The sequence below is a fragment of the Roseateles sp. FW301-B2 genome (assembly GCF_058788955.1).
The window spans coordinates 107515-131470 of sequence record NZ_JBYTBE010000004.1; the positions used below are offsets into that span (position 1 = coordinate 107515).

24 protein-coding genes are annotated in these 23956 nt (G+C 68.1%); 13 read left to right on the forward strand and 11 right to left on the reverse strand.

Annotation, left to right across the window (positions count from 1 at the left end; translation table 11 throughout):
* Nucleotides 1–2: 2 nt before the first annotated feature.
* Entirely contained in the window at nt 3–386 is a 384-nt protein-coding gene (locus AC3WQY_RS04725; protein ID WP_492706243.1) for a YraN family protein, read from the reverse strand.
* Between AC3WQY_RS04725 and rsmI the strand changes: the two genes are divergently transcribed.
* Nucleotides 379–1296 (forward strand): 16S rRNA (cytidine(1402)-2'-O)-methyltransferase, encoded by a 918-nt coding sequence (gene rsmI, locus AC3WQY_RS04730; RefSeq protein ID WP_492706245.1) that lies wholly within the window; start codon nt 379–381, stop codon nt 1294–1296. The genes AC3WQY_RS04725 and rsmI overlap by 8 nt on opposite strands.
* A 17-nt stretch (nt 1297–1313) precedes the next feature.
* On the opposite strand, the gene AC3WQY_RS04735 is transcribed toward rsmI, so the two are convergent.
* Together AC3WQY_RS04735 and AC3WQY_RS04740 are read right to left on the reverse strand one after the other, a co-directional pair.
* Complete coding sequence (locus AC3WQY_RS04735; protein WP_492706247.1) at nt 1314–1643, reverse strand: hypothetical protein; 330 nt, start codon at nt 1641–1643, stop codon at nt 1314–1316.
* A gap of 83 nt (nt 1644–1726) precedes the next feature.
* Nucleotides 1727–2701 carry an NmrA family NAD(P)-binding protein gene (locus AC3WQY_RS04740; RefSeq protein ID WP_492706249.1) on the reverse strand — a complete coding sequence of 325 codons (975 nt, stop codon included), beginning with the start codon at nt 2699–2701 and terminating at the stop codon, nt 1727–1729.
* Between the two features lie 169 nt (nt 2702–2870).
* Here AC3WQY_RS04740 and AC3WQY_RS04745 point away from each other — a divergent pair, with 169 nt between their 5' ends.
* From AC3WQY_RS04745 to htpG, 5 genes are all read left to right on the forward strand, one after another.
* On the forward strand, nt 2871–3686 hold the full coding sequence (locus AC3WQY_RS04745) for a LysR family transcriptional regulator (RefSeq protein ID WP_492706349.1): 816 nt from the start codon (nt 2871–2873) through the stop codon (nt 3684–3686).
* A gap of 16 nt (nt 3687–3702) precedes the next feature.
* Nucleotides 3703–5166: a metalloprotease TldD gene (gene tldD, locus AC3WQY_RS04750; protein ID WP_285230851.1), complete on the forward strand. Its 1464-nt coding sequence runs from the start codon at nt 3703–3705 to the stop codon at nt 5164–5166.
* A 255-nt stretch (nt 5167–5421) separates the two neighbouring features.
* A complete protein-coding gene (locus tag AC3WQY_RS04755) occupies nt 5422–6549 on the forward strand; it encodes a 3-deoxy-7-phosphoheptulonate synthase (RefSeq protein ID WP_492706251.1) in 1128 nt (375 codons plus the stop codon).
* A gap of 35 nt (nt 6550–6584) precedes the next feature.
* Nucleotides 6585–6896 carry a hypothetical protein gene (locus AC3WQY_RS04760; RefSeq protein WP_285230853.1) on the forward strand — a complete coding sequence of 104 codons (312 nt, stop codon included), beginning with the start codon at nt 6585–6587 and terminating at the stop codon, nt 6894–6896.
* 97 nt (nt 6897–6993) lie between these two features.
* Nucleotides 6994–8874: a molecular chaperone HtpG gene (gene htpG / locus AC3WQY_RS04765; protein WP_492706253.1), complete on the forward strand. Its 1881-nt coding sequence runs from the start codon at nt 6994–6996 to the stop codon at nt 8872–8874.
* Nucleotides 8875–8883: 9 nt separating this feature from the next.
* Here htpG and AC3WQY_RS04770 read toward each other — a convergent pair whose 3' ends face one another.
* From AC3WQY_RS04770 to AC3WQY_RS04780, 3 genes are all read right to left on the reverse strand, one after another.
* A complete protein-coding gene (locus AC3WQY_RS04770; RefSeq protein WP_492706255.1) occupies nt 8884–9924 on the reverse strand; it encodes a serine/threonine protein kinase in 1041 nt (346 codons plus the stop codon).
* Nucleotides 9925–9990: 66 nt separating this feature from the next.
* Nucleotides 9991–10839, reverse strand: a complete 849-nt coding sequence (locus AC3WQY_RS04775) for a DUF2726 domain-containing protein (protein ID WP_285230856.1) — start codon at nt 10837–10839, stop codon at nt 9991–9993.
* A 162-nt stretch (nt 10840–11001) separates the two neighbouring features.
* Nucleotides 11002–11736 (reverse strand): GNAT family N-acetyltransferase, encoded by a 735-nt coding sequence (locus tag AC3WQY_RS04780; RefSeq protein WP_285230857.1) that lies wholly within the window; start codon nt 11734–11736, stop codon nt 11002–11004.
* A gap of 280 nt (nt 11737–12016) precedes the next feature.
* Between AC3WQY_RS04780 and rplM the strand changes: the two genes are divergently transcribed.
* From rplM to erpA, 3 genes are all read left to right on the forward strand, one after another.
* A complete protein-coding gene (rplM, locus tag AC3WQY_RS04785; RefSeq protein ID WP_285230858.1) occupies nt 12017–12445 on the forward strand; it encodes a 50S ribosomal protein L13 in 429 nt (142 codons plus the stop codon).
* A gap of 9 nt (nt 12446–12454) precedes the next feature.
* Complete coding sequence (gene rpsI, locus AC3WQY_RS04790; protein WP_285230859.1) at nt 12455–12847, forward strand: 30S ribosomal protein S9; 393 nt, start codon at nt 12455–12457, stop codon at nt 12845–12847.
* Between the two features lie 189 nt (nt 12848–13036).
* Nucleotides 13037–13411: an iron-sulfur cluster insertion protein ErpA gene (erpA, locus tag AC3WQY_RS04795; RefSeq protein WP_285230860.1), complete on the forward strand. Its 375-nt coding sequence runs from the start codon at nt 13037–13039 to the stop codon at nt 13409–13411.
* Nucleotides 13412–13458: 47 nt separating this feature from the next.
* On the opposite strand, the gene AC3WQY_RS04800 is transcribed toward erpA, so the two are convergent.
* Nucleotides 13459–14571, reverse strand: a complete 1113-nt coding sequence (locus AC3WQY_RS04800; protein ID WP_492706260.1) for an anhydro-N-acetylmuramic acid kinase — start codon at nt 14569–14571, stop codon at nt 13459–13461.
* Between the two features lie 14 nt (nt 14572–14585).
* The gene (locus tag AC3WQY_RS04805; protein ID WP_285230862.1) at nt 14586–15971 is read right to left on the reverse strand and encodes a M23 family metallopeptidase; all 1386 of its coding nucleotides are present in this window, start codon (nt 15969–15971) and stop codon (nt 14586–14588) included.
* 229 nt (nt 15972–16200) lie between these two features.
* Between AC3WQY_RS04805 and tyrS the strand changes: the two genes are divergently transcribed.
* A complete protein-coding gene (gene tyrS, locus AC3WQY_RS04810; protein ID WP_492706265.1) occupies nt 16201–17481 on the forward strand; it encodes a tyrosine--tRNA ligase in 1281 nt (426 codons plus the stop codon).
* Nucleotides 17482–17488: 7 nt separating this feature from the next.
* Here tyrS and AC3WQY_RS04815 read toward each other — a convergent pair whose 3' ends face one another.
* Both AC3WQY_RS04815 and AC3WQY_RS04820 read right to left on the reverse strand, forming a co-directional pair.
* A complete protein-coding gene (locus AC3WQY_RS04815) occupies nt 17489–18391 on the reverse strand; it encodes a 5'-nucleotidase (RefSeq protein ID WP_492706268.1) in 903 nt (300 codons plus the stop codon).
* 37 nt (nt 18392–18428) lie between these two features.
* Complete coding sequence (locus AC3WQY_RS04820; protein WP_492706270.1) at nt 18429–19418, reverse strand: AAA family ATPase; 990 nt, start codon at nt 19416–19418, stop codon at nt 18429–18431.
* 233 nt (nt 19419–19651) lie between these two features.
* Here AC3WQY_RS04820 and AC3WQY_RS04825 point away from each other — a divergent pair, with 233 nt between their 5' ends.
* From AC3WQY_RS04825 to AC3WQY_RS04835, 3 genes are all read left to right on the forward strand, one after another.
* Nucleotides 19652–19843, forward strand: coding sequence for a hypothetical protein (locus AC3WQY_RS04825; protein WP_285230866.1), 192 nt, complete (start codon nt 19652–19654; stop codon nt 19841–19843).
* 81 nt (nt 19844–19924) lie between these two features.
* Nucleotides 19925–20677 (forward strand): response regulator, encoded by a 753-nt coding sequence (locus tag AC3WQY_RS04830; protein ID WP_492706273.1) that lies wholly within the window; start codon nt 19925–19927, stop codon nt 20675–20677.
* Nucleotides 20674–23526 carry a hybrid sensor histidine kinase/response regulator gene (locus AC3WQY_RS04835; RefSeq protein ID WP_492706275.1) on the forward strand — a complete coding sequence of 951 codons (2853 nt, stop codon included), beginning with the start codon at nt 20674–20676 and terminating at the stop codon, nt 23524–23526. The genes AC3WQY_RS04830 and AC3WQY_RS04835 overlap by 4 nt, the downstream gene beginning before the upstream one ends.
* Here the strand turns inward: AC3WQY_RS04835 and AC3WQY_RS04840 are convergent, their stop codons facing one another.
* Entirely contained in the window at nt 23527–23952 is a 426-nt protein-coding gene (locus AC3WQY_RS04840) for a globin family protein (protein ID WP_285230869.1), read from the reverse strand.
* Nucleotides 23953–23956 lie beyond the last annotated feature (4 nt).

Consider the following 23956-nt stretch of genomic DNA (forward strand, 5'->3'; position numbering starts at 1 on the left):
GTCTACCCTTGCTCGGCGTCGAAGGCGGCAGGTAACCAAGTGATGCTCTCGCCGTCCAGCGCCAGCACGTCGAAACGGCAGGGTGGCGGCGTGGCCTGGCGCAGCAGGTAATGCCGGGCCGCGAACACGATGCGACGCTGCTTGGTGCCGGTGACGCTGGCCGCCGCGCCGCCATGGCTGGCGCTGGCGCGTGCCCGCACCTCCACGAATACCAGCGTGCCATCGCGGTCCAGCATGATCAGGTCGACCTCGCCGCCGCGCGCATGCGGCCCGCGCGCCACCCGATAATTGCGCCTCACCAGCCTCAAGCCCTGTTGCTGGAGGTAATGCAGGGCGCGGTCTTCGGCCGCATCGCCCTGCGCTTTCGTGGAGCTCCACTTGAACATAGACGCCTCCCTGCTGATGCAGGCCGCCGCTGCGGCGGCTGGCATGCAGCAGTATCCCGCCGCCACGCTGTATGTGGTGGCCACGCCCATCGGCAATCTGGCGGATATGTCCTTCCGTGCCGCCCATGTGCTGGGGCTGGTGGATGCGGTGGCCTGCGAGGACACGCGCGTCAGCGCCGGCCTGATGCGGCATCTGGGCCTGCACAAGCCCTTGATCGCGGTGCACCAGCACAACGAGCATGAGGGCGCGGCCCAGGTGGTGGCGCGCCTGCGGCGCGGCGAGCGGCTGGCCTATATCAGCGATGCCGGCACGCCGGCGGTCTCGGACCCCGGCGCGGTGCTGGTGGCGGCGGTGGCCGCCGCCGGCCTGCGCGTGCTGCCCATTCCCGGCGCCAGCAGCGTGGTGACGGCGTTGAGCGCCAGCGGCGATGCGGCCTCGGCCGGATTCCGCTTTGTCGGCTTCCTGCCCACCAAGGCGCAGGAGCGCCGCAGCGCGGCCCAGGCGCTGGCGGGACAGCCCTACAGCCAGGTGCTGTTCGAGGCGCCGCACCGCATCAGGGCGGTGGTCGATCTGCTGGCCGAACTCTGCCCCGGGCAAGACCTGACCCTGTGCCGGGAGCTCACCAAGCAGTTCGAGACGGTGCACACCGCCAAGGCCGGCGAGATGCCGGCCTGGCTGGCGGCGGACGCGCAGCGCGAGCGCGGCGAATTCGTGCTGGTGTTGCATGCGGCGGCGGTGGTGGTGGCCGGCGATGCCGAGCTGCCCGAGCTGGCCTTGCGCGCGCTGGCGCTGCTGAGCGCCGAGCTGCCGCTCAAGCAGGCCGTGGGCCTGGCGGCGGAGCTCAGCGGCGCCTCGCGCAACCGGCTCTATGAGCGGGCCCTCGAGATCAAGAAGGCCCGTGAGGCTTGACGAGGACGGGCTGAGCCTTAGTTCGGCGCGCTGGCGGCCTTGGCATTGTGCTTGGCGTGGCGGATGTCGTGGCCGGCCGCGTCCTGCATGCGATGCAGCTTGCGGCGCTCATGCTTGGTGACAACGCCATCGGCCTTGGCCTTGGCTTCGGTCTGGTTGATGGCGGCCTGCTCGCGTTCCAGGCGCTGGGTTTCCCTTCCGGTGAGCGAGCCGGAGGCGGCGCCCTGGGCAATGCGGGCCTGCTGATGGGCCTCGCGCTGGTCCACGCGCGGCGTGTTCTGGGCCTGGCTGAGGCCGGCCAGTGCGGACAGTGCAAGCAGGGTGGCGATGCGGATGCTGATGTTCATCTGGGTGCTCCTGGTGAAGGGTGCACAGACAACGCCCGGCGCTTTGGCGGCGCCGACGCCCGCTCTGTAAAGAAGCGTGAAACTCAGGCCGGTGCCAGCTCGGCATTGCGCAGCAATCCGCCCTGGCCCAGCTCGCGCAGGCTCAGGCGCAGGGCCAGCCCGAGCTCGGTCCGCGGCGGCGTGCCGATGAGCTGGCGCAGCTCGCCGTCATCCAGCGCGTGCGGGCGCTGCCAGAGATAGCGCATTTCCAGCAGCGCACGCCAGCTCGGCAGCAGCGGCGCGGCCAGGCGGATCAAGCCCCAGGGCAGGGTGCCTGCCTCGATGGGGCGGGCGCAGATGCTTTGCATCGCCTCCAGCAAGACCTGACCCTCGATCGCATGGCCAGCGAAGTGCAGGCGGCGATGGCCCCTCAATTGCTCGCGCTGCGCGGCCAGGCGCACGAAGCAGCGCGCCAGATCGGGCAGATAGGCCCAGGCGTGCTGCACGTCCAGCGGCCCGGGGTAGACGAGCTTGCCGCGCTGGAGCCGGCTGGCGATGGCCAGATCGAACCAGGAGCCGCCCTGGGCGCCGCCGAAGAAGTCGCCGGCGCGCAGCACCACCGAGTCCAGCCCCTGGGCCGCCGCCGCGGCCATGCCAGCCTCGATGGCGATGCGGATGCGCGCCTTGCTGGTGTTGCCAACCTCGGGCGTGTCCACCCGCAGCAGGGCGGGCAGTGCATTGCCGAAGTTGTAGACATTGCCCGGCAGCATCAGCAGCGCGCCCAGGCGCAGGGCCAGGTCTTGCGCGGCCTGGGCCAGCGGCAGGGCCAGGCGCTCCCACTCGGTGTAGGGTGGGTTCAGGGCATTGATCACCACGCTGGCGCCCTGTGCCGCGTGCAGCAGCTGTGCCGATGCCAGCGCGTCGCCCTCGAGCCATGCCACGCCAGGGGACGCCGCCAGGGCGGCCGGCAAGGGCTTGCGGCTTTGCGCCAGGGTGCGCCAACCGGCGTTGGCAAAGGCATGGGTGAGCTGGTGGCCGAGCCGGCCGGCGGCGCCAAGGATCAGAACGGTCTGCTGCATGGGGCCTCGCTGAGGTGGACCTTGATGGGCGAAGTCTGCGGTGATGCCTGGCTGTCCGGAAGTGCTGTAATTGCATGGCCGTCATGCGTTGTTGAATAGCCAAGCCATGCCCACTCCCATCGATTGGTCGCTGCTGCAGTCCTTCCTGGCGCTTGCCGAGGTGGGCTAGCTGAGCCGCGCTGCGCCGCTGCTGGGCCTGAGCCAGCCCAGCCTGAGCCGGCAGCTCGCGGCGTTGGAGCTGCGGCTGGGCCAGAGCCTGTTCGAGCGCCACAGCCGCGGCCTGACCCTGACCCGCGCCGGGCGCGCCCTGCTGCCGGCGGCACGGCGCATGCGCGAGGGCGCGCAAGACCTGGCCCTCGCCCTGGCCGCGCAGGAGCAGCAGCTGGCCGGCACGGTGCGCCTGACCGCCAGCGAGATCGTCAGTGCCTACTTCCTGCCCGAGCTGCTGCTGCAGCTGCGAAAGCAGCACCCGGAGATCCAGATCGAGCTGGTGGCCAGCAACGAGGTGGAGAACCTGCTGGAGCGCAGCGCCGACATTGCGCTGCGCATGCTGCGGCCGGCGCAAAGCACCCTGGTGGCGCGCAAGCTGGCCGACTGGCCCCTGGGCCTGTATGCGCACCGCCGCTACCTCGAGCGCATGGGCATGCCCACGCGCGCGACCATGGCCGAGCATGACTGGCTCGGCTTCGACCATGCCGATCAGCTCCTGCGCGGCTTCGCTGCCGCCGGCTTCCAGGTGGAGCGCGAGTTCTTCTGCCTGCGCTGTGACCAGCAGATCGTGCTGTGGGAGGCGCTGCGTGCTGGCCTGGGCATCGGCGTGGGCATGCAGGCGCTGGCGGCGCGCGACCCCGATCTGCTGCGGGTGCTGCCCGAGGTGGAGATACCGCCGCTGCCACTGTGGCTGACGGCGCACCGCGAGCTGCGCGACACGCCGCGCCTGCGCCTGGTCTTCGATGCCATTGCGAATGTCTGGGGTACGGCTTGACTCCTACAATCGCCCGATGATTTCGCGCGAACCCACCCTGGCCCGTCTGATCACGGCACGCTCCCAACTGCTGGAGCCCTTCGGTCTCACCGAGGCCAGCCTGGCGCAGGCGCTGCGGCTGATCACCGAGCATCGTGTCGACGATGCCGACCTCTATTTCCAGACCACCCGTGCCGAGGGCTGGAGCCTGGAGGAGGGCATCGTCAAGAGCGGCAGCTTCAGCATCGACCAGGGCGTGGGCGTGCGCGCGGTGGCCGGCGAGAAGACCGCCTTTGCCTATTCCGACGATATCTCCGAGGCGGCGCTGCTGGACGCGGCGCGCACCGTGCGCACCATCGCCGCGGCCGGCCAGAGCAAGCGCGTCAAGGTGCCCAGCACCTCGACCGTGGCCGGCAGCCGCTCGCTCTATGGCGAGGCCGACCCGATCGCCAGCCTGGACAGCACCGAGAAGGTGGCCCTGCTGGAGCGCGCCGAGCGCATGGCGCGCGCCAAGGACCCGCGCATCGCCCAGGTGATGGCCGGCCTGGCGGCCGAACACGAGGTGGTGCTGATTGCGCGTGCCGATGGCACGCTGGCGGCCGATGTGCGGCCGCTGGTGCGCCTGTCCATCACCGTGATCGCCGAGCAGAACGGCCGGCGCGAGGTGGGCAGCGGCGGCGGCGGCGGCCGCTTCGGCCTGGCCTATTTCAGCGACGAGATGATTGCCAGCTATGTGGAGCAGGCGGTCAGTGCCGCGCTCACCAATCTGGAATCGCGCCCGGCCCCGGCCGGCGAGATGACCGTGGTGCTGGGCCCGGGCTGGCCCGGCGTGCTGCTGCACGAGGCGGTGGGCCATGGCCTGGAGGGCGATTTCAATCGCAAGGGTTCCAGCACCTTTGCCGGCCGCATCGGCCAGCGCGTGGCGGCCAAGGGCGTCACGGTGCTGGATGACGGCACCTTGCCGGACCGCCGCGGTTCGCTCAATGTGGACGACGAGGGCTGCGCCTCGCAGCGCAATGTGCTGATTGAGGACGGCATCCTGAAGGGCTATATTCAGGATGCGATGAACGCCCGCCTGATGCGCGTGGCACCCACCGGCAATGGCCGGCGCGAGAGCTATGCCCATGTGCCGATGCCGCGCATGACCAACACCTATATGTTGGGCGGCGACAAGGACGCGCAGGAAATCATCGCCAGCATCGATAAGGGCCTGTACGCCACCAACTTCGGCGGGGGGCAGGTGGATATCACATCCGGCAAGTTCGTCTTCTCGGCCAGCGAAGCCTACTGGGTCGAGAAGGGCAAGATCCAGTACCCGGTGAAGGGCGCCACCATCATCGGCAACGGCCCCGACGCGCTCACCCGCGTCAGCATGATTGGCAATGACATGGCCCTGGACACGGGCGTGGGCGTGTGCGGCAAGGAGGGCCAGAGCGTGCCGGTGGGCGTGGGCCAGCCGACCCTGCGCATCGATGGTCTGACCGTCGGCGGTACCGCCTGAGGGCAAGCGAGGCGCTGATGCCGCATTGCAACATTGCCCAAATGCCTGCTTGACCGCTCGGCGAGCCAGCTTCTACATTCAAGCCATGCTTTCGCAGAAGTCCTATTTTTTTGGCTTTTTTTGGTTCTCGCACCGCACCGGCGGAGGAGAGGCAAACGCGTAAGCGCCTTGACCGAATCCTGAAAACCGCCGGGTCCCCACCCGGCGGTTTTTTTTCGTCTCATCCAGTCCCACACCTCACCCAAGAGTCAGCCCATGAACGCCAAGACCGCCACGCCGACGAACCAGGCCGAACGCTGGTACTCGCCGCAGGACAAGACCAGCCAGACCGACGACGAACGCATCCGCGACATCACGCCGCTGCCGCCGCCGGAGCATCTGATCCGCTTCTTCCCGATCCGCGGCACGCCCATGGAGCAGCTGGTGGTGGGCACGCGCCACAACATCCGGCGAATCATGCAGCGCAAGGATGACCGCCTGCTGGTCATCATCGGCCCCTGCTCGATCCACGACCCCGCCGCGGCACTGGAGTACGCGCGCCGCCTGCTGGTGCAGCGCGAGAAGTACGCCGACACGCTGGAGATCGTGATGCGCGTCTACTTCGAGAAGCCGCGCACCACGGTGGGCTGGAAGGGCCTGATCAACGACCCCTACCTGGATGAGAGCTACCGCATCGACGAGGGCTTGCGCATCGCGCGCCAGCTGCTGCTGGAGATCAACCGCGCTGGCATGCCGGCGGGCTCGGAGTTCCTGGACGTGATTTCGCCGCAGTACATCGGCGACCTGATCTCCTGGGGCGCGATCGGTGCGCGCACCACCGAGAGCCAGGTGCACCGCGAGCTGGCCTCGGGCCTGTCGGCGCCGATCGGCTTCAAGAACGGCACCGACGGCAATATCAAGATCGCCACCGACGCGATCCAGGCCGCGGCGCGCCCGCATCACTTCCTCTCGGTGCACAAGAACGGCCAGGTGGCCATCGTCGAGACCAAGGGCAACAAGGATTGCCATGTGATCCTGCGTGGCGGCAAGGCGCCCAACTACGACGCCGGGAGCGTGGCCGCCGCGGTGAAGGACCTGGCCGCCGCCAAGCTCGACACCACGCTGATGGTCGATTGCTCGCATGCCAACAGCAGCAAACAGCACCAGCGCCAGCTGGAGGTGGCGCGCGATATCGCGGCCCAGCTCAAGGCCGGCAGCAAGAATATTTTCGGCGTGATGGTGGAGAGCCATCTGCACGACGGCGCGCAGAAGTTCACCCCGGGCAAGGACGATCCCAGCAAGCTGGAGTATGGCAAGAGCATCACCGACGCCTGCCTGGGCTGGGATGATTCGCTGGAAGTTCTCGAAGTCTTGAGCGAAGCGGTGAAGGCGGCGCGTGGCTGAGCCACAATGGCTTGAACCGTAGCAAGGAGTTGTTCATGCGCAGTGAGGTCAAGGTCGTGTTCGATGTCAACGAGCAGGTCGATCTGGTGGTCGACGCCAGCGAGGTGCTCTCTTACGATGCCGCGCGCCAGTGGCTGGACGAGCAATTCGTCAAGCATGGTTGCGAGCCGATGCGCGGCTCGGGCAAGGTCTTGATCGCCGACAAGATCCTGGCGGTAGCCAATGCCGTGGGGCCGCAGGCCCTGCGCGATCCGGCCTTTGGCCTGGACTATGCGCGCGCGGCCAGCGGTGCCCTGAGCAAGGCCCTGCTGAAGGTCGACATCCCCAAGCTCAGCGTTTCCTACTGAAATCCCGCTCTTGAAAGCGCCGCGGGCGTCCCCAATTGCGGGGCGCTGGCGGCGCTTCGCGCTTTCAAATCCCTAGGCACATCGACAAGCACAAGCTATGGAAAAGCAAACTCATTCCTTCCAGGCCGAGGTCAAGCAGATCCTGCACCTCGTCACCCATTCGCTCTACTCCAACAAGGAGATCTTCCTGCGCGAGCTGGTCTCCAACGCGTCGGACGCCTGCGACAAGCTGCGTTTCGAGGCGCTGGACCACGCCGAGCTGTTCGAGGAGCAACCGAACCTGGAAGTACGCGTGTCCTTCGACGCCGAGCAGCGTACCGTCACCATCAGCGACAACGGCATCGGCATGAGCGCCGAGGAAGCGATTGCCCATCTGGGCACCATCGCCAAGAGCGGCACGCGCGAGTTCATGGCCAAGCTGGAGGGCGACCAGAAGAAGGATGCCAACCTGATCGGCCAGTTCGGCGTGGGCTTCTATTCCGGCTTCATCGTGGCCGACCGCATCACCGTGGAAACCCGCCGCGCCGGCCTGAAGGCCGAGGACGGCGTGCGCTGGAGCTCCGAGGGCACCGGCGACTACGAGGTCGAGACCATCGCCAAACCTGGCCGCGGCACCGATGTGATCCTGCACCTGCGCGAGGGCGAGGAGGAGTTCCTCAAGACCTGGCGCCTCAAGTCCATCATCAGCAAGTACTCCGACCATATCTCCCTGCCCATCCTGATGCGCAAGGAAAGCTGGGATCCGGAGAAGAGCGAACAGCAGCTCACCGATGAGTGGGAGAGCGTCAACAAGGCCTCGGCCCTGTGGGCCCGCAGCAAGAGCGAGGTGACGCCCGAGCAGTACGAGGAGTTCTACAAGCAGATCAGCTACGACACCGAAGCGCCGCTGGCCTATACGCACAACCGCGTGGAGGGCCGCAGCGAGTACACCCAGCTGCTCTACATCCCGGCCAAGGCGCCCTTCGACCTGTGGAACCGCGACAAGCGCGGCGGCGTCAAGCTCTATGTGAAGCGCGTCTTCATCATGGACGACGCCGAGGCGCTGATGCCCGTGTATCTGCGCTTTGTGAAGGGCGTGATCGATTCGGCCGACCTGCCGCTCAATGTCTCGCGCGAGCTGCTGCAGGAGAGCCGCGACGTGAAGGCGATCCGCGAGGGCTCGACCAAGCGCGTGCTGTCGATGCTGGAGACACTGGCCGACAGCGAGGATGCGGCCGAACGCGCCAAGTACGCGGCCTTCTGGAAGGACTTCGGCGCCGTGCTCAAGGAGGGCATTGGCGAGGATCACCAGAACCAGGAGCGCCTGGCCAAGCTGTTCCGCTTCGCCTCCACCCAGGCCGACGAGGGCGTGAGCTTTGCCGACTATCTGTCGCGCATGAAGGAAGGCCAGGACGTCATCTACTACATCACCGCCGACAGCCTGGCGGCCGCCAAGAACAGCCCGCAGCTGGAGATCTTCCGCAAGAAGGGCATCGAGGTGCTGCTGCTGGTGGACCGCGTGGACGAGTGGATGCTCTCGCACCTCTACGAGTTCGAGGGCAAGAGCCTGCAGTCGGTGGCCAAGGGCGCGGTGGATCTGGGCAAGCTGCAGGACGAGGCCGAGAAGAAGGCCGCCGAGGAAGCGGCCGAGCATTTCAAGCCGGTGCTGGAGCGCCTCAAGGAAGCGCTGAAGGAGCGCGCCAAGGATGTGCGCGTGACCACCCGCCTGGTCGACTCACCCGCCTGCATCGTGGTGGAAGAGGGCGATATGAGCGCCCACCTGGCGCGCATGCTCAAGCAGGCCGGCCAGCAGGCGCCGGCGTCCAAGCCGACGCTGGAGGTGAATGCCGAGCATGCGCTGGTGAAGAAGCTGGAGGGCAGCGCGCACTTCGATGAGCTGGCCCAGGTGTTGTTCGACCAGGCCCTGCTGGCCGAAGGCGGGCAGCTGGAAGACCCGGCCGCCTATGTGCGGCGCGTCAACGCGCTGCTGCTCGGCTGAGTCTGAGCGTTAGCGGAAGCCGGCGTCGAACTCGAAATCATCGTCGTCGCCGGCTGCGTCCGGCGGCGGCAGTTCGTCTGCCGGCCGCATCGCCTCCAGTTGCTCGCGCAGCTTGGCCACCTGGTCGTGCCAGTAGTTGGGCGTGCCGAACCAGGGGAAAGCGATCGGAAAGGCCGGATCGCCCCAGCGCTTGGCCAGCCAGGCGCTGTGGTGGATCATGCGCAGGGTGCGCAGCGGTTCGATCAGGCTGAGCTCGCGGCGATCGAACTCGGCCACCGTTTCGTAGCCCTCCAGCACGCAGGCCAGCTGCTGGCGCGCGGCCAGTGCGTCGCCCGAGAGCAGCATCCACAGGTCTTGCACCGCCGGGCCGGTGACGGCGTCGTCCAGGTCGACGAAGTGCGGGCCGCGGTCGGGCGTCCAGAGGATGTTGCCGGGATGGCAGTCGCCATGCAGGCGCAGCAGGCGCAGGTCCGCCAGCGCGTCGAAAGCCTGCTGGATACGCTCCAGGCAGGCATCCACCACGGCCTGCCAGGCCGGGGCGATCTCCAGTGGCACGGTCTGGTGCTGCAGCAGCCAGTCGCGCGCCAGCACGCCCGGCTCGGCACCCACCCAGCGCAGCCGGTGCGCGAACGGCTGGCGTCGGCCCACGCCATGCAGTCGCCCCAGCAGCCGGCCGATCCAGGTCAGCACCTCGGGGTCTTCGAGTTCGGGCGCGCGCCCGCCCTGGCGCGGCGTGACGGCAAAGCGCTGGCCCTGGTAATGCGCCAGCGTGGACCGCCCGGCGAGCAGCCACGGCGCCGCCACCGGCACCTCGGCATCCTCGAGTTCGCGCGCAAAGCCATGTTCCTCGAGGATTTGCGCATCGCTCCAGCGGCCCGGCCGGTAGAACTTGGCCACCGCGATGCGGCCATCCTCGAGATGCACTTGCAGCACCCGGTTCTCATAGGAGTTGAGCTGCAGCATGCGGCCGTCGGCGCGCAGGCCCACCGCCTCGAGGGCGTCGAGCATGAACTCCGGGGTCAGGGTGGCGAAGCTGGTGTCGGGTGTCATCGTGGCATGCAAAAACGGCGCCGACCTGGGGTCTGGCGCCGCTTGGAGGTTCGGTCTGGCGGATGCCTAGCGTCGGCCGTAGCGGGGCGAGTCTATGACAACGCCGACGATGTCGTTGGGCGCTTCGTCGGGATATTGCGAATCGCCGGCCATCGTGTCGGGCAGGGCGGAGCGCTGTGAGCGGACCTCCTGCAGTGCGGCGAGTTCGCGGCGGCTGCGCTGCAGGCCGTCCTGGCCGGTGAGCGAGTCGTAGCGGCTGTCGGGTGCGAAGAAGGAGTCGTTGAAGACCGCCGAGTCCTGCCACAGGCCGTTGCGGCTGGAGCGGCGTGGTGTGCTGCTGCTGATGCCGGTGCTGCGGCCAGCGCTACGGCCACCATGCGGCGATTGCGAGGGCGTGGCCGGCGCAGGCTGCGGGCCGCGCGAGCTGTTGTTGCTGAAGGGCACCAGCAGCTGCAGTTCGGCGGCGCTGGGCAGGTTGTCGATCGGGCAACGCAGATAGCGCACCCGGCAGGCGGCCAGCACCGACTGCTTGATCTGCAGGCTGCGGCCCGAGCCATTGCGTTCGTTGTCCAGATCCACGGCGGCGAGCACGCGGCCGTTCGGGCTGCAGATCGCAAAACTGACATGGGTGGCGCCCAGCAGGTCGTACCAGTAGCGCACTTCCTTGGCCTCGGTGGGCTGGCAAAAGCGCACCAGGGGCAGCTTGGACAGCACCACATGGTGCGGCAGGGCTTCCTTGAGCAGGCGAAACACGCGGCGTTCATCGGCGCTGAAGACCGGCCGGGCCGTGAGGGACCATTCCGTGGGCAGCGGTTTTGCAGATGCCTTCGGGCGGCGCAGCACCCAGAGCAATGCCATCGTCAGCATGCCCAGGCCTGAAACCAGCGCGATGATCCACGGAACGGTGGGTTGCATGTCCCTCGTGATCTCGTTGGGTAGATCAGGCGCTTGCAGTCAAGAGCCTGTTTACTGAATGTAACGGATCCGCGTGACACAGGGTTCCGGGCCTACCCCCGTAAGGAGGGGGAGGTTGAACCCGGATTTGTGCTTGCTTGGGCGCATTGCGCCCGCTTGCGGCTACTGCTTGGCGGCCTTGCCGGCGCTGTCGTAATTGGACTTGACCTCGGCGACGCCGTCGATCAGATCCCCCAGCACGCGCGCATGGCGCTTGAACTGGAAGTCCAGCTCGGCCAGGTGGCGCTCGATCGCCTCGCCCACATGGGACGAGACCGAGTCGGGCGGCAGGCGCAGCCAGGCTTCCGACTCGCTGCCGTCGCGCTCCACCGTGGCGCCGGCGTTGCGGGCAATCTTCAGCATGGGCGCGTTCTCGCTCAGCGCGTGGATGAACATGGTCTCGATGCCGCGGTTGCGGGCATGCAGGGCGGCATGCTCGAACAGGCGGGCGCCGAAACCGCGGCCACGTGCGCTTGGCAGCACCGACACGCCGAACTCCGCCATCGCCGGCTTGCCCGCACGCTGGGGTGCCGGCTCATAGGCCAGGTGGGCCATGGCCACCAGCTGAAGCCGGCGGTTGAAGATGCCGAAGACCTCGTCGCGCTCGAAATCCAGCGAGTTGGCGTAGCGCGAGATCTGCTCGTCGGAGGCCGGATAGCCGAAGCGCAGGTAGCGATCGCGCTCGGTCAGGGCCAGCAGATGGTCATTGATGCGACGGCGATGCCGGCGCGCCAGCGAGCGTATCGGTACCCAGGAGGCAAAGCGCTGCAGGGCAGCAACCGGCCCCCATGCGGCGGGCGCGGCCTCGGGCTCGCTGACGGCGGGATCGGCAAGTGCTGAGGGTTCGCGCGAACTCATGGAGTTGCTCCGGGGCTACGTAAAAACCCGCATGGTACCGGAGGCCGCGCGGCCGGCCTCGAGCGTGAACTCTAGGGCGGGCTTGGCCTTGCCCTGATTCGCTGGTACACTCGCGGGCTTTCCCGTATTTGGCTGCGGGGAAGAAGTCTTTGCCGCTGGGGTGAGAGGCTGCATGTGCGGGTTGTACTGCACAAACAAGCAGCACCGAATCAGGCGCAGAGACTGAATCAGCCAATAGACCGCCGGCTTCAGTTTGTGGCCGGCAAATCGAAAGAAACTCATGAAGACCTTCAGCGCCAAGCCGGCCGAGGTGACGCACGAGTGGTTTGTGATTGACGCCACCGACAAGGTGCTCGGACGTGTTGCCAGCGAAGTGGCACTCCGTTTGCGCGGCAAGCACAAGGCCATTTACACGCCTCACGTGGATACCGGTGATTTCATCGTCATCATCAACGCAGACAAGCTGCGCGTGACCGGCAACAAGGCCACCGACAAGGTGTACTACCGTCACAGTGGCTTCCCTGGTGGCATCTACGCCACCAAGTTCAAGGACATGCAAGCCAAGCATCCGGGCCGTGCCCTGGAGAAGGCTGTCAAGGGCATGCTGCCCAAGGGTCCGTTGGGCTATGCCATGGTGAAGAAGCTGAAGGTGTATGCAGGTGGTTCCCACCCGCACGCCGCCCAGCAGCCCAAGGCTCTGGAAATCTAAGGAGCGGTGATGATCGGAAACTGGAACTATGGTACCGGCCGCCGCAAGTCGTCGGTCGCACGTGTCTTCATCAAGAAGGGCACGGGCCAAATCATCATCAATGGCAAGGCCATCGTTGATTATTTCGGCCGTCAAACGTCCATCATGATCGCCAAGCAGCCCCTGCTGCTGACGAACAATGGCGAAGCCTTCGACATCAAGGTGAACGTCCACGGTGGTGGCGAGTCGGGTCAAGCCGGTGCTGTGCGCCACGGCATCACCCGCGCGCTGATCGACTACGACGCAGCCCTGAAGCCCGAACTGAGCCGCGCCGGCTTCGTCACGCGTGATGCGCGTGAAGTCGAGCGTAAGAAGGTCGGTCTGCACGGTGCACGTCGCCGGAAGCAGTTCAGCAAGCGCTGATCGATCCTTCTGCCTGGCCCCTGGTGGCCAAGCACGCAACAAGGCCGCGCAAGCGGCCTTGTTTCATTTCCGCCGGCCGCAGTGCCATCAATACCCGTTGGCGCCCAAGGGCCTGCCGCCCGTCACGGAATACTTGAGTGCCGGGCTGGGCGATAATCCGGCCAACTTCTTTTCCGCAGGAACCACAGCATGAGCGCAGTTCTCGAATCCACGACGGCCGGCCCCAGCGATATCCCGGCGCCGCTGATCTTCACCGACAGCGCGGCCGAGAAGGTGCGTGATCTGGTGGCCGAGGAAGGCAATCCCGAGCTGAAGCTGCGCGTGTTCGTGCAGGGCGGCGGTTGCTCGGGCTTCCAGTACGGCTTCACCTTTGACGAGGCCGTGAACGAGGACGATACCGCGATGAACAAGAACGGCGTGACGCTCTTGATCGACGCCATGAGCCTGCAGTACCTGATGGGTGCCGAGATCGACTACAAGGAAGACCTGCAGGGCGCACAGTTCGTGATCAAGAACCCGAACGCGACCACCACCTGCGGTTGCGGCTCGAGTTTCTCGGCCTGAGGCTCGGCCCTCCGTCTGCAAGCCGCCTGCGGGCGGCTTTTGCGTTTCTAGGCCGGGTAGAGCGCGCCCAGCACGCGCACGCCGCGCGCCCCGGTGACGCTGGCGAGATTGCCCGGCAGGCGCTGCATGAAGCGATGCGCCAGCCAGGCGAAGGCGGCGGCCTCCACCTGCATCGCCGGCAGGCCGCGCGCATCGGTGGCCAGCACCGCCTGGCCGGGCAGCAGGGTCTGCAGGCCGGCCATCAGGCGCGTGTTGAGCGCGCCGCCGCCGCAGACCAGCAACTCGGCCGGCGCACCGCCGCCGTACTGCAGCAGGCTGCTCGCACAGCATTGCGCGGTCAGCTCCAGCAGGGTGGCTTGCACGTCGACGGCGGCCGCATCGGGCGCATGCTGCGCCAGCAGCGCGTCCAGCCAGCGCGCGTTGAACAGATCGCGCCCGGTGCTGCGCGGCGGCGCCTGGTGGAAATAGGGTTCGGCCAGCATGGCGGCCAGCAAGGCGGGCAAGACCTTGCCCTGGGCGGCCCAGGCGCCCGCGGCGTCATAGGCCTGGCCCCGATGGCGTTCGATCCATAGATCCATCAGGCAGTTGCCCGGCCCGCAATCGAAGCCGCCGACGCGGCCATCGCCATGCAGCAGGCTGATATTGCTGATGCCGCCGATGTTCAGCACCGCCACGTCCGCATCGCGGCGGCCGAACAAGGCTTGGTGGAAGGCCGGCACCAGCGGGGCACCTTGCCCGCCGGCGGCCAGGTCGCGGCTGCGGAAATCGCACACCACGCCGATGCCGCTCAGCTCGGCCAGCAGGGCGCCGTTGAGCAATTGGTTGGTATAGCCGCAGCCATCGAACTCGCCGGGCCGGTGGCGCACCGTCTGCCCATGGGCACCCAGGGCGCTGATGTCGGCGGCGCGCCGGCCACTCTGGCTCAGCAGCTCGCCAACCAGGGCGGCGTAGCTGCGCGCCACGCCGTTGGCCGCCAGCGCGGCGCGATGCAGCTCATCGCCGCCGGGGCTGTTGAGCGCCAGCAGTTCGCTGCGCAAGGTGTCGGGAAAGGGCTGGTGGCGATGCGCCAGCGTCTGCATGCTGCCATCGGCGGCAAAGCGGCTGAGCACCGCGTCCACCCCGTCCAGCGAGGTGCCGGACATCAGTCCGATATAGAGCACGGCGCGATGCTTGTTCAGTCGGCGCCGCTGACGCCTTCGCCCATCGATTCGGCCACCGCCAGCTGCGTCTTCACGCCCGCCACGGTCTGCATGAAGATGGCGCGTGCGGTGGCCGGCAGGGTGATGGCCTCGGAGGCGCGTGCAATCGCGCGCGGGTCCTGGTGCTGGCCGCGCACGCGGAATTCAAAATGCAGATGCGGGCCGGTGGCCCAGCCGGTGGCGCCCACGGCACCGATCTTCTGGCCCTGCTCGACGCGCTGGCCCTTCTTCACATCGATGCGGCTCAGGTGCGCGTAGACGGTGGTCCGGTCGCCGCTGTGGCGAAGGTGGATGACGTTGCCGAAGCCGTTCTGCCAGCCGGCAAAATCCACCGTGCCGTCGCCGACGCTGCGCACCGCGGTGCCGCTGGGGGCGCCATAATCGGTGCCCAGATGCTGGCGCCAGGTCTGCAGAATCGGGTGGAAGCGCATCGAGAACCCGGAGGTCACGCGCGAGAACTCCATCGGGCTGGCCAGGAAGGCGCGGCGCTTGCTCTGGCCATCGAAGCCGTAATAGCTCGCCTTGCCGCTGGCCGGGTCCTTGAACCACAGGGCCGAGTAGGTCTTGCCGTTGTTGACGAACTCGCCGGCTACCACGCGGCCGGCCGCGCTGTCCCAGTTGATCGGCTCGCCATCGGCGGTGAGGGTCTCGTAGACGATGGAGAAACGATCGCCCTTGCGCAGTTCGCGGTGGAAATCGATGTCACCCGAGAACATGTCGGCCATCTGCGAGGCCACGCCATCGGGGATATTGGCCTCGTCGGTGGCGGCAAACAGCGAGCTGCGGATGGTGCCGCTGCCCAGCCGGGTCTGGGTTTCCAGCGCCGCGCTCTCCAGCTTGGCGGCAAAGCCGCCATCGGCCGCGCGGCCAATGCTCAGGCGGCTGAAATGGGTGGATTGCTGCTCGGCCTTCTCGGCCGGGAAGCGCGCCACCAAGCTTTCCACCACGCCGGCGGCGTTGGCGGTCAACTGCACCATCTTGCCGGCGCGGCCCTGCAGCAGGCGCTTTGCGGTGGCGTCGCTGCGCAGGAACTGCGCAAACGCCGGGTCATAGGCGCCCAGGCGCTTGAGCAGGCTGTCGGCGGTGTCGCTGGCGCGGGTGAATTCGTTGCGGGTCAGGCCGATCTGGTGCGCGGCCAGCGCGGCCAGCTGCTCCTCAAGATCGGGCACCTGCACGGCCTGGCTGATCTGGTGCTGGGGCAGGTCCCGCGCATCGGGCGCCAGCGGGGCAATACCGAAGGCGGTGATGGCAAAGCCGCTCAGCAGCGTCACCACCGTGCCGGTGAGCGCACGCGGATGCCGAGCGGCAAAGGCTTCGGCTCGCGCCAGAGCCTGTTTCGTCTCGAATATCCAGTCGGTCACGCTCAAAAACCCAAGGTCTTGTTGTTGTACGGGCCCCTACAAACCGGCCCTGCAGATCGGACGCCCCGGGGCGTCCACTAGAATCTCGTAGCTTTTGCGGCGGTCCTTCACCGGCCCGTCCGCTCACAAAAGGAGCCGCGAGTATACCCAGGCGATCGCGGCGTCAACGCCTAGAAAACCCGACAAATCAAGGCTTTACCTCTGCCAAGAGGGGGCCAGAGCATGCCCTATGTCCGAATCCCGAACTACGCCGACCGCCACCCCCGCCGCCACTGCCCATGAGGCCAAGGCCGCGCCGCGCTACCCGGTGACGGACAAGGTCGAGGAGGCCCTGCGCATCTCCCTGCGCGGCTGCGAGGAACTGCTGCCCCAGGCGGACTGGCTGCAGAAGCTGGCCCGCTCGGAAGCCACCGGCCAGCCGCTGCGCATCAAGCTGGGCCTGGACCCGACGGCGCCCGACATCCACATCGGCCACACCGTGGTGCTCAACAAGATGCGCCAGCTGCAGGACCTGGGGCACCAGGTGATCTTCCTGATCGGCGACTTCACCTCCATGATCGGTGACCCCTCGGGTCGCAACAGCACGCGCCCGCCGCTCACCAAGGAGCAGATCAAGGCGAATGCCGAGACCTACTACGCCCAGGCCAAGCTGGTGCTGGACCCGGCCCGTACCGAGATCCGCTACAACAGCGAGTGGAGCGAGCCGCTGGGCGCCAGCGGCATGATCCAGCTGGCCGCCAAGTACACGGTGGCGCGCATGATGGAGCGCGACGACTTCGCCAAGCGCTTCGCCAGCCAGACCCCGATCTCGGTGCACGAGTTCCTCTACCCGCTGATGCAGGGCTATGACTCGGTGGCGCTGCGAAGCGATCTGGAGCTGGGCGGCACCGACCAGAAGTTCAATCTCCTGATGGGCCGTCATCTGCAGCAGGAGTATGGCCAGGAGCCGCAGTGCATCCTGACCATGCCGCTGCTGGAGGGCCTGGACGGCATCGAGAAGATGTCCAAGTCCAAGAACAACTACATCGGCATCACCGAGCCGGCCAACAGCATGTTTGCCAAGGTGCTCTCGATCAGCGATGTGCAGATGTGGAAGTGGTTCGACCTGCTGTCGTTCCGCTCGATCGAGGAGATCGCCGGCCTGAAGGCCGAGGTGGCGGCCGGCCGCAACCCCAAGGATGCCAAGGTGCTGCTGGCCAAGGAGATCACCGCGCGCTTCCACAGCGCCGCGGCGGCCGAGGCCGCCGAGCAGGACTTCAACAACCGCGCCAAGGGCGGCATCCCGGACGATATCCCCGAGCTGGCGCTTGCCGGCGCACCGCTGGGCATTGCCGCGGTGCTCAAGGCTGCGGGCCTGGTGGCATCGGGCAGCGAGGCTGCGCGCATGGTGGAGCAGGGCGGCGTGCGCGTGGACGGCACGGTGATCAGCGACAAGGGGCTGAAGCTCGAGGCCGGCACGGTGGTGGTGCAGGTGGGCAAGCGCAAGTTCGCGCGCGTGACTCTGAGCTAAGCCTTAGCTAAGTTTCGTTCTTGACCCCGCTCGCCACGTGCCCCGAGGGCACGTGGGCGCTGGCGCTGCGGATGTGGCCGGCCTGGTCGTCGAAGAAGAAGTCGGGCTCGAACTCGCGCAGGAATTCACCCTTGTCCAGGCCGCCGAGGAACATCGCCTCGTCGACCTCGATCTGCCAGTCCATCAGGGTGCGGATGGCGCGCTCATGCGCCGGCGCGCTGCGCGCCGTCACCAGGGCGGTGCGCACCTTCATGCCGCCGCGGGGCTCGCGCTGCAGGCGGTGCAGGGCCTCCAGCACCGGCTTGAAGGGGCCGGCCGGCAGCGGGCGCAGCACATGCTCGCGCTCATGCTGCTGGAAGGCGTCCAGCCCCTCGCGCTGGAACACCTGCTCGGCCTCGTCGGAGAACAGCACCGCGTCGCCGTCGAAGGCGATGCGCAGCTCCTTGGGGTGGGCCTCCGAGGCATGGGCCGAATAGGGCACGACGCGCGCCGCCGCCACGCCCGCCGCCAGGGCCGAACGCACATCCTCCTCGTTGGCCGAGAGAAATAGCTGCGCGTTCAGCGGCCGCAGATAGCGCCAGGGGCTCTGGCCACGCGTGAACACGCCGCGCTGGATGTCCAGGCCATGGGCCTTGGCCGAGCGGAACACGCGCATGCCGGAGATCGGGTCGTTGCGCGAGAGCACCACCACCTCCACGCGCGGCGCGGCCTCGCCCTCATTGAAGGCCATCAGCTTGTGTACCAGTGAAAAGGCTACGCCGGGCTTGGCGGGCAGGTCCAGGCGCAGCTGCTGCAGGGCCATATAGGCGCGGTCGTCGCCGTCCTCGAAGAGCTGGTTCTCCTCTTCGAAGTCGAACAGGGCGCGCGAGGAGATGGCGACGACGAGTTGTCCGGCAAGGCTCTTGGGCATGCCGGGATCATAGGGGGCGGCGCGGCGCTGGCTGGCGCTACTGCATGAAGCCGATCGCGCCGCGCTTCTTGCCCGGGTCGGGCAGGTCCTCGCACAGCAGGGTGCCGCGATGCGCCAGCTTGGCATTGCCGAAGGCGGTCATCCAGGCGCGCCGCATCTCGCGCGGCGCCAGCTCGGCCATGCGGTCCAGCACCGCGTCGCCGGGCTGCTCGTCGAAGCGCCTGCCCCAGTCATGCTGCTGGCGGATCGATTGGTACAGGGTCAGCGCGATATGGCGGGCGGCCTCGAAGTCCGGCGCCTCCACCTCGTACACATTCACGCGGTTCAGGATCGGCTCGGGAATGCCACGCGCATCGTTGGCGGTGGCCACCCAGATGAGCTGGCTGGCGTCCACCGCCACCTCGGCGAATTCGTCCATGAAGCTGCCCGCGGTGTCGTGCTCCAAGAGGCTGTAGAGCGAGCCCAGCGGATCGTAGGCGGCCTCGCCGCCGGCCTTGTCGATCTCGTCCACCACCATCACCGGGTTGGCGTAGTCGCCGTCCACCAGGGCCTCGAAGACCTTGCCTGGGCGCGCGCCCTTCCATTGACTGGAGGCGCCCGAGAGCACCCAGCCGGCGGTCAGCGAACTCATCGAGATGAAGCCCATGCCGGTGCCCAGCAGCTGCGCCAGCTGGCGCGCGAAATGCGTCTTGCCGATGCCGGGCGGGCCCAGCAGCAGCAGCGGGGTGATCTCCAGCGGGTCGCCGCTGTCCTCGCACAGCGCGATCTGGCGCCGCACATCGTCCAGCACGCTCTGGAAATTCGGCAGTTCCTCGTAGAGGTGCTGCATCGCCGGCAGGCCGGAGGGCTTGACCTGGAAGCGCTGCGGGCCCTTGTCCAGCATGCGCTGGTAGGTGGAGCGCAGCGGCTCATGCTCCTGCTTGGAGAGCTTGCCGAGCTTCTTCTCGACCTCCTGCACGCTGTAGACGCTGCGCATCTGCGCGATCGGGATGCGCGGACCCAGACAAGCGATGGCGTTTGTGCTCATGACCCAACTCCTGAGGCGTGGCATGCGTGTGCCCGCTTCCATTCAAGCAAACTGCGGGCCCGCGTGGTGTTGGAGTAAGCCCCAATTCGTCGATTTGTTCCGGAGCTCGGGCCGGCGTTGCGGCTGAAACAAATGAAACATGGCCGCCCGGCCCTGAAGTGCGGCTGAAACCCGCGCCCGCGACAGTCTCTCCAACCCGCCACGGTTCTGAGTGGCAACAGCAGGAGAGCCCCATGACCGAATTGCCGACCTTCCGCAGCGAGGCCTTTGCCGAAGACCTCGAAGACCTGGGCGAGTGCTACGCCCCCGGTTCACCCGCCTACCGCAGCGACAGCCAGTGGCAGCGCGTGCTGGCCAGCCTGCCCCTGCTGGCGGTGGCGGCGCAGCTGGTGGCCCAGCTGGCGGACGCCTGGGTCGGCGCCTGAGTGATGGAATCCCTGTTCGCACCGGGCCCGGCCGCTGGCTATCATCCCAGCCGTTCTTCCCCTGGACTTGGAGCCCCGTGCATGAGCCTCAGCGCAAGCCTTGCCCCCGCCACCGTGCTGGTGGTGGATGACGAGCCGGAGCTGCGCGAGCTGCTGTCCGAGTACCTGGGGCGGCACGGCTTTGCGGTGCAGGTGGCGGCGGATGCCCAGGCCGCCCGCCAGCTGCTGGCCAGCCAGGCGCTGCCGGCGCTGGCCATCCTGGATGTGAACATGCCGGGCGAGAACGGCCTCTCGCTGGCGCGCTGGATGCGCGATGCTCACCCCGGCCTGCCGTTCCTGATGCTCACCACGGCGGGCGAGACGGTCGATCGCATCGTCGGCCTGGAGCTGGGTGCCGACGATTACCTGGCCAAGCCCTGCGAGTTGCGCGAGTTGCTGGCACGCGTGCGCGCGGTGCTGCGGCGCACCCAGCTGGTGCCGGCTCCGGCCGCCGCCGCTGCCCCACCAGCCGCGGCCCCCGAGGAGGGCCGGCGCGTGCGCTTTGGTGAGCGCCTGCTCGACCTGGATCAGCGCAAGCTCTTCGCCGCCGATGGCAGCGAGATCGAGATCACCGCGGCCGAATACGACCTGCTGCTCTTGTTCGCCCGCCACCCGAACCGGCCGCTGAACCGCGACCAGATCATGGAGCAGGCGCACAACCGCGGCTGGGATGTGTTTGACCGCTCCATCGACCTGCGCGTGATGCGCTTGCGGCGCAAGATCGAGCGCAACCCCGACAAGCCCGAGCTGATCAAGACGGTACGCAACGTGGGTTATGTGTTCGTGCCGCAATGACTGAGCGCGGCACCGAGCGCGACGGTGTGGAACTGGTGCTGCGTGCCACGCGGCGCCAGCTCTGGCTGTTGCTGGTGCCCATGCTGCTGTTGCTGGCGGTGCTGTCGGTGCTGGAGTTCCAGCAGCGCGTGCGCGATGCCGAGAGCCAGCTGCTGCGTCGCGCCCAGGAGCGCGCCCAGGAGCTGGAGGCGGTGGTGCGCCCGGCCATGGACCATGTGTTGGACCTGCGCCGCATGCTGGAGCTGCGCTGGAACGAGCCGCCCGACGGCGGGCCGCGCCTGGCGCGCGCGCTGCAGGCGCGCCAGCTGGACGGCGCGGCCGATGGCTGGTCACTGGACCAGGCGGACGCGGACAGCAAGGAGGCCTTCGGCCAGTTCTGGTGGGCCCCCCTGGACGGCAGCGCGCCCGATCCCGCCTGGCTGCGGCGCGCCCAGGCCTTTCTTGAGCAGGCGCGCCTGGCGCATCTGCGCGCGCCCGGCTTCGAGGGCACCTGGTTCGCCGCCGCCGAGGTCAACAGTTCCTTCGGTTATCCCTGGGTGGCCACCGAGCGCATGCTCAAGTCCATGGGCGAGCGCAGCCTGCGCGCCATCGACAAGCCGCGCCGCGAGGCGGCCGAACGCACGCGCCGCGATCTGGCGCGCGACCCCAACGACATCAGTTTCTGGGGCGCACCCTATGTGAGCCAGCTGAACGGCCAGCTGGTGATGTCGCATGGCGGCGTGGCGGTGGTGGACGGGCGTTATGTCGGCGAGGTCAGCCTGGACTTCCGCCTGGACGAGCTGCAGCGCCGTGCCGAACGCTGGAGTGACGCGGCCGGCCGGGTCTGGATCGTCGACAGCAAACACAATGTGCTGGCCGACTCGGCCCAGGCCTTGCGCACCCCGGTGGGCGAGGGCCTGGCCGATCTGCCGGTGCGCGTGGCGCTCGAATCGCGCCTGCCGGCGGGCCTGGCGCGCAGCGATCTGGATGCCTCGCTGTTCGGGCCCGACGGCGTCCACCATGGCCAGGGCTGGGTGCTGGTGGCGGCGGTGCGCATCGGCTCGCCCTGGCAGTATGTGTACGCGATGCCGCTCGCGGCGCTGTATGCGCAGATCCTGCCCAGCCTGCTGCCCAATGCCTTGCTGGGCCTGGGCCTGCTGCTGACCTTCGTGATCGGCCAATGGCTGCTGACGCGCAACTTCGTGCGTCCGGCGGTCAAGGCCCTGGGCTATCTGCGCACGCTCTCACAGCAGCAGGAGCTGCCCGCGCCGCAGCTGGGCAAGCGCTGGCAGGGTTGGGTCGACGCGGTGACCGAGACCTTCCAGCGCCAGCGCGTGCTGCAGGCCAAGGAGCGCCAGACCGAGGCGCTCAAGGCCGCCATCATCGACCATGCCATCAACGGCATCGTCTCCACCGACGAGGCCGGCCACATCGTCGAATTCAACCCGGCCGCGCAGCTCATGTTCGGCCATGCGCGCGAGGCGGTGCTGGGCCGGCCGGTGGGCGAGGTGATCGTGCCCGAGCGCCTGCGCGCCATGCACGACGCCGGCATGGCGCGCGTCTCGGGCGGTGGCGAGCAGCGCGTGATGGGGCGCCGCGTGCAGCTGCCGGCGCTGCGCGCCGACGGCAGCGAGATCCAGGTGGAGATGGTGCTGTTCCGCACCGAGCTGGACGGCCTGGTGCACTACACCGCCTCGCTCAGCGACGTCACCGAGCGCCAGCAGGCGGCCGAGCAGATCGAGCGCCAGCGCGATGCGCTGCGCCAGAGCGAGAAGCTCACCGCCATGGGCAGCCTGCTGGCCGGCGTGGCGCATGAGCTGAACAATCCGCTGGCCATCGTGATGGGCCGCGCCAGCCTGCTGGAGGAAAAGACCGAGGGCCTGGACCTGCAGCAGGACGCGCAGCGCATCCGCGAGGCCGCCGAGCGCTGCGGCCGCATCGTGCGCACCTTCCTCAATATGGCGCGCCAACGCCCCGCCACGCGCGCGCCGGTGCAGGTCAATGACCTGGCACGCGCCGCCGCCGAGATGCTGGGCTACACCTTGCGCAGCCATGGCGTGGCGGTGCAGCTGCAGCTGGGCGCTGACATGCCCGAGGTCAGCGCCGACGGCGACCTGCTGGGCCAGGTGGTGCTGAACCTGATCGTGAACGCCCAGCATGCACTGGCCGGCGTGAACGGCGCGACCATACGCATCGCCAGCGGCCTGGAGCCGCGCCGCGAGGGCCGCGAGCCGCGCGTCTGGCTGCGCGTGGCCGACAACGGCCCCGGCGTGCCGGCGGCGCTGCGGCAGAAGATCTTCGACCCCTTCTTCACCACCAAGGCCGAGGGCCTGGGCACGGGCCTGGGCCTGTCGGTCTCGCGCGCCATCGTGCGCGAGCATGGCGGCGATCTGGCGCTGGAGTCCGGCGAGCAGGGGGGCGCCAGCTTCCGGCTCAGCCTGCCGGTCAGCGGCGAGGCCGCCGCGCCCAGCTCCGCCATGCCCCTGGACGCGCTGGACGGCCTGGCCAAGGCACGCGTGCTGGTGGTGGACGATGAGGTCGAGATCGGCGAGCTGCTGCGCGCGATGCTGGAGTCGGCCGGCTACGAGGTGGCGAATGCCGACTCGGGCCTGGTGGCGCTGGAGCTGCTGGCCGAGGCGCGCTTCGATGCCATCGTCAGCGATCTGCGCATGCCGGGCATGGATGGCGCGGCGCTGTGGCGCGAGGTGCGCGAGCGCCACCCGGCGCTGGCGCGCCGCATGCTGTTCGTCACCGGCGACACGCTCTCGGCCGGCGCCAGCCAGTTCCTCGATCAGACCGGCTGCGCAAGGCTGGAAAAGCCCTTCGCCAAGGCCGAGCTGCTGGCGGCCCTGGAAGCGGTGCTGAGCTGATCAGGCAGCTGCCGGCTCGACCTGGCGCGCGGCACTGATCATGGTGCTGGCCACCAGGCCATACATGCTGATCCAGGCCTCGCGCACCGGTGCGCTGAACAAGGGCCCGAGGCCTTCATCCAGGGTCTGCAGCAGGGCCGCACCCACCATGTCGTAATGCGTGGCATGCACGCCATAGCCGTAGTGGCGCTGGCCCAGCTTCTGCAGCACGGGCATGAGGTGCTCGGGCTGGTCCAGCAGGGCCACGGCCGCGCCAATCATCTGCATCAGCTTGTTGCCCTGGGCCTGCATGTCGCCGCGGAACATGGTGCGCAGCTCGGGGTTGCGCTCGAACAGGCGTTGGTAGAAGAGGGCGGCGACGCGGTCGGCGATCGGTGCCAGATGGGCGAAGCTGCTGCGGACGAGCTGGACTTGCTGGGTGTTCATGCGG

Coding starts and splice junctions, on each gene's coding strand:
- AC3WQY_RS04725 (WP_492706243.1), bottom strand. CDS start 386: ATGTTCAAGTGGAGCTCCACGAAAGCGCAGGGCGATGCGGCCGAAGAC.
- AC3WQY_RS04735 (WP_492706247.1), bottom strand. CDS start 1,643: ATGAACATCAGCATCCGCATCGCCACCCTGCTTGCACTGTCCGCACTG.
- AC3WQY_RS04740 (WP_492706249.1), bottom strand. CDS start 2,701: ATGCAGCAGACCGTTCTGATCCTTGGCGCCGCCGGCCGGCTCGGCCAC.
- tldD (WP_285230851.1), top strand. CDS start 3,703: ATGATTTCGCGCGAACCCACCCTGGCCCGTCTGATCACGGCACGCTCC.
- AC3WQY_RS04755 (WP_492706251.1), top strand. CDS start 5,422: ATGAACGCCAAGACCGCCACGCCGACGAACCAGGCCGAACGCTGGTAC.
- AC3WQY_RS04760 (WP_285230853.1), top strand. CDS start 6,585: ATGCGCAGTGAGGTCAAGGTCGTGTTCGATGTCAACGAGCAGGTCGAT.
- htpG (WP_492706253.1), top strand. CDS start 6,994: ATGGAAAAGCAAACTCATTCCTTCCAGGCCGAGGTCAAGCAGATCCTG.
- AC3WQY_RS04770 (WP_492706255.1), bottom strand. CDS start 9,924: ATGACACCCGACACCAGCTTCGCCACCCTGACCCCGGAGTTCATGCTC.
- AC3WQY_RS04775 (WP_285230856.1), bottom strand. CDS start 10,839: ATGCAACCCACCGTTCCGTGGATCATCGCGCTGGTTTCAGGCCTGGGC.
- AC3WQY_RS04780 (WP_285230857.1), bottom strand. CDS start 11,736: ATGAGTTCGCGCGAACCCTCAGCACTTGCCGATCCCGCCGTCAGCGAG.
- rplM (WP_285230858.1), top strand. CDS start 12,017: ATGAAGACCTTCAGCGCCAAGCCGGCCGAGGTGACGCACGAGTGGTTT.
- rpsI (WP_285230859.1), top strand. CDS start 12,455: ATGATCGGAAACTGGAACTATGGTACCGGCCGCCGCAAGTCGTCGGTC.
- erpA (WP_285230860.1), top strand. CDS start 13,037: ATGAGCGCAGTTCTCGAATCCACGACGGCCGGCCCCAGCGATATCCCG.
- tyrS (WP_492706265.1), top strand. CDS start 16,201: ATGTCCGAATCCCGAACTACGCCGACCGCCACCCCCGCCGCCACTGCC.
- AC3WQY_RS04815 (WP_492706268.1), bottom strand. CDS start 18,391: ATGCCCAAGAGCCTTGCCGGACAACTCGTCGTCGCCATCTCCTCGCGC.
- AC3WQY_RS04820 (WP_492706270.1), bottom strand. CDS start 19,418: ATGAGCACAAACGCCATCGCTTGTCTGGGTCCGCGCATCCCGATCGCG.
- AC3WQY_RS04825 (WP_285230866.1), top strand. CDS start 19,652: ATGACCGAATTGCCGACCTTCCGCAGCGAGGCCTTTGCCGAAGACCTC.
- AC3WQY_RS04830 (WP_492706273.1), top strand. CDS start 19,925: ATGAGCCTCAGCGCAAGCCTTGCCCCCGCCACCGTGCTGGTGGTGGAT.
- AC3WQY_RS04835 (WP_492706275.1), top strand. CDS start 20,674: ATGACTGAGCGCGGCACCGAGCGCGACGGTGTGGAACTGGTGCTGCGT.
- AC3WQY_RS04840 (WP_285230869.1), bottom strand. CDS start 23,952: ATGAACACCCAGCAAGTCCAGCTCGTCCGCAGCAGCTTCGCCCATCTG.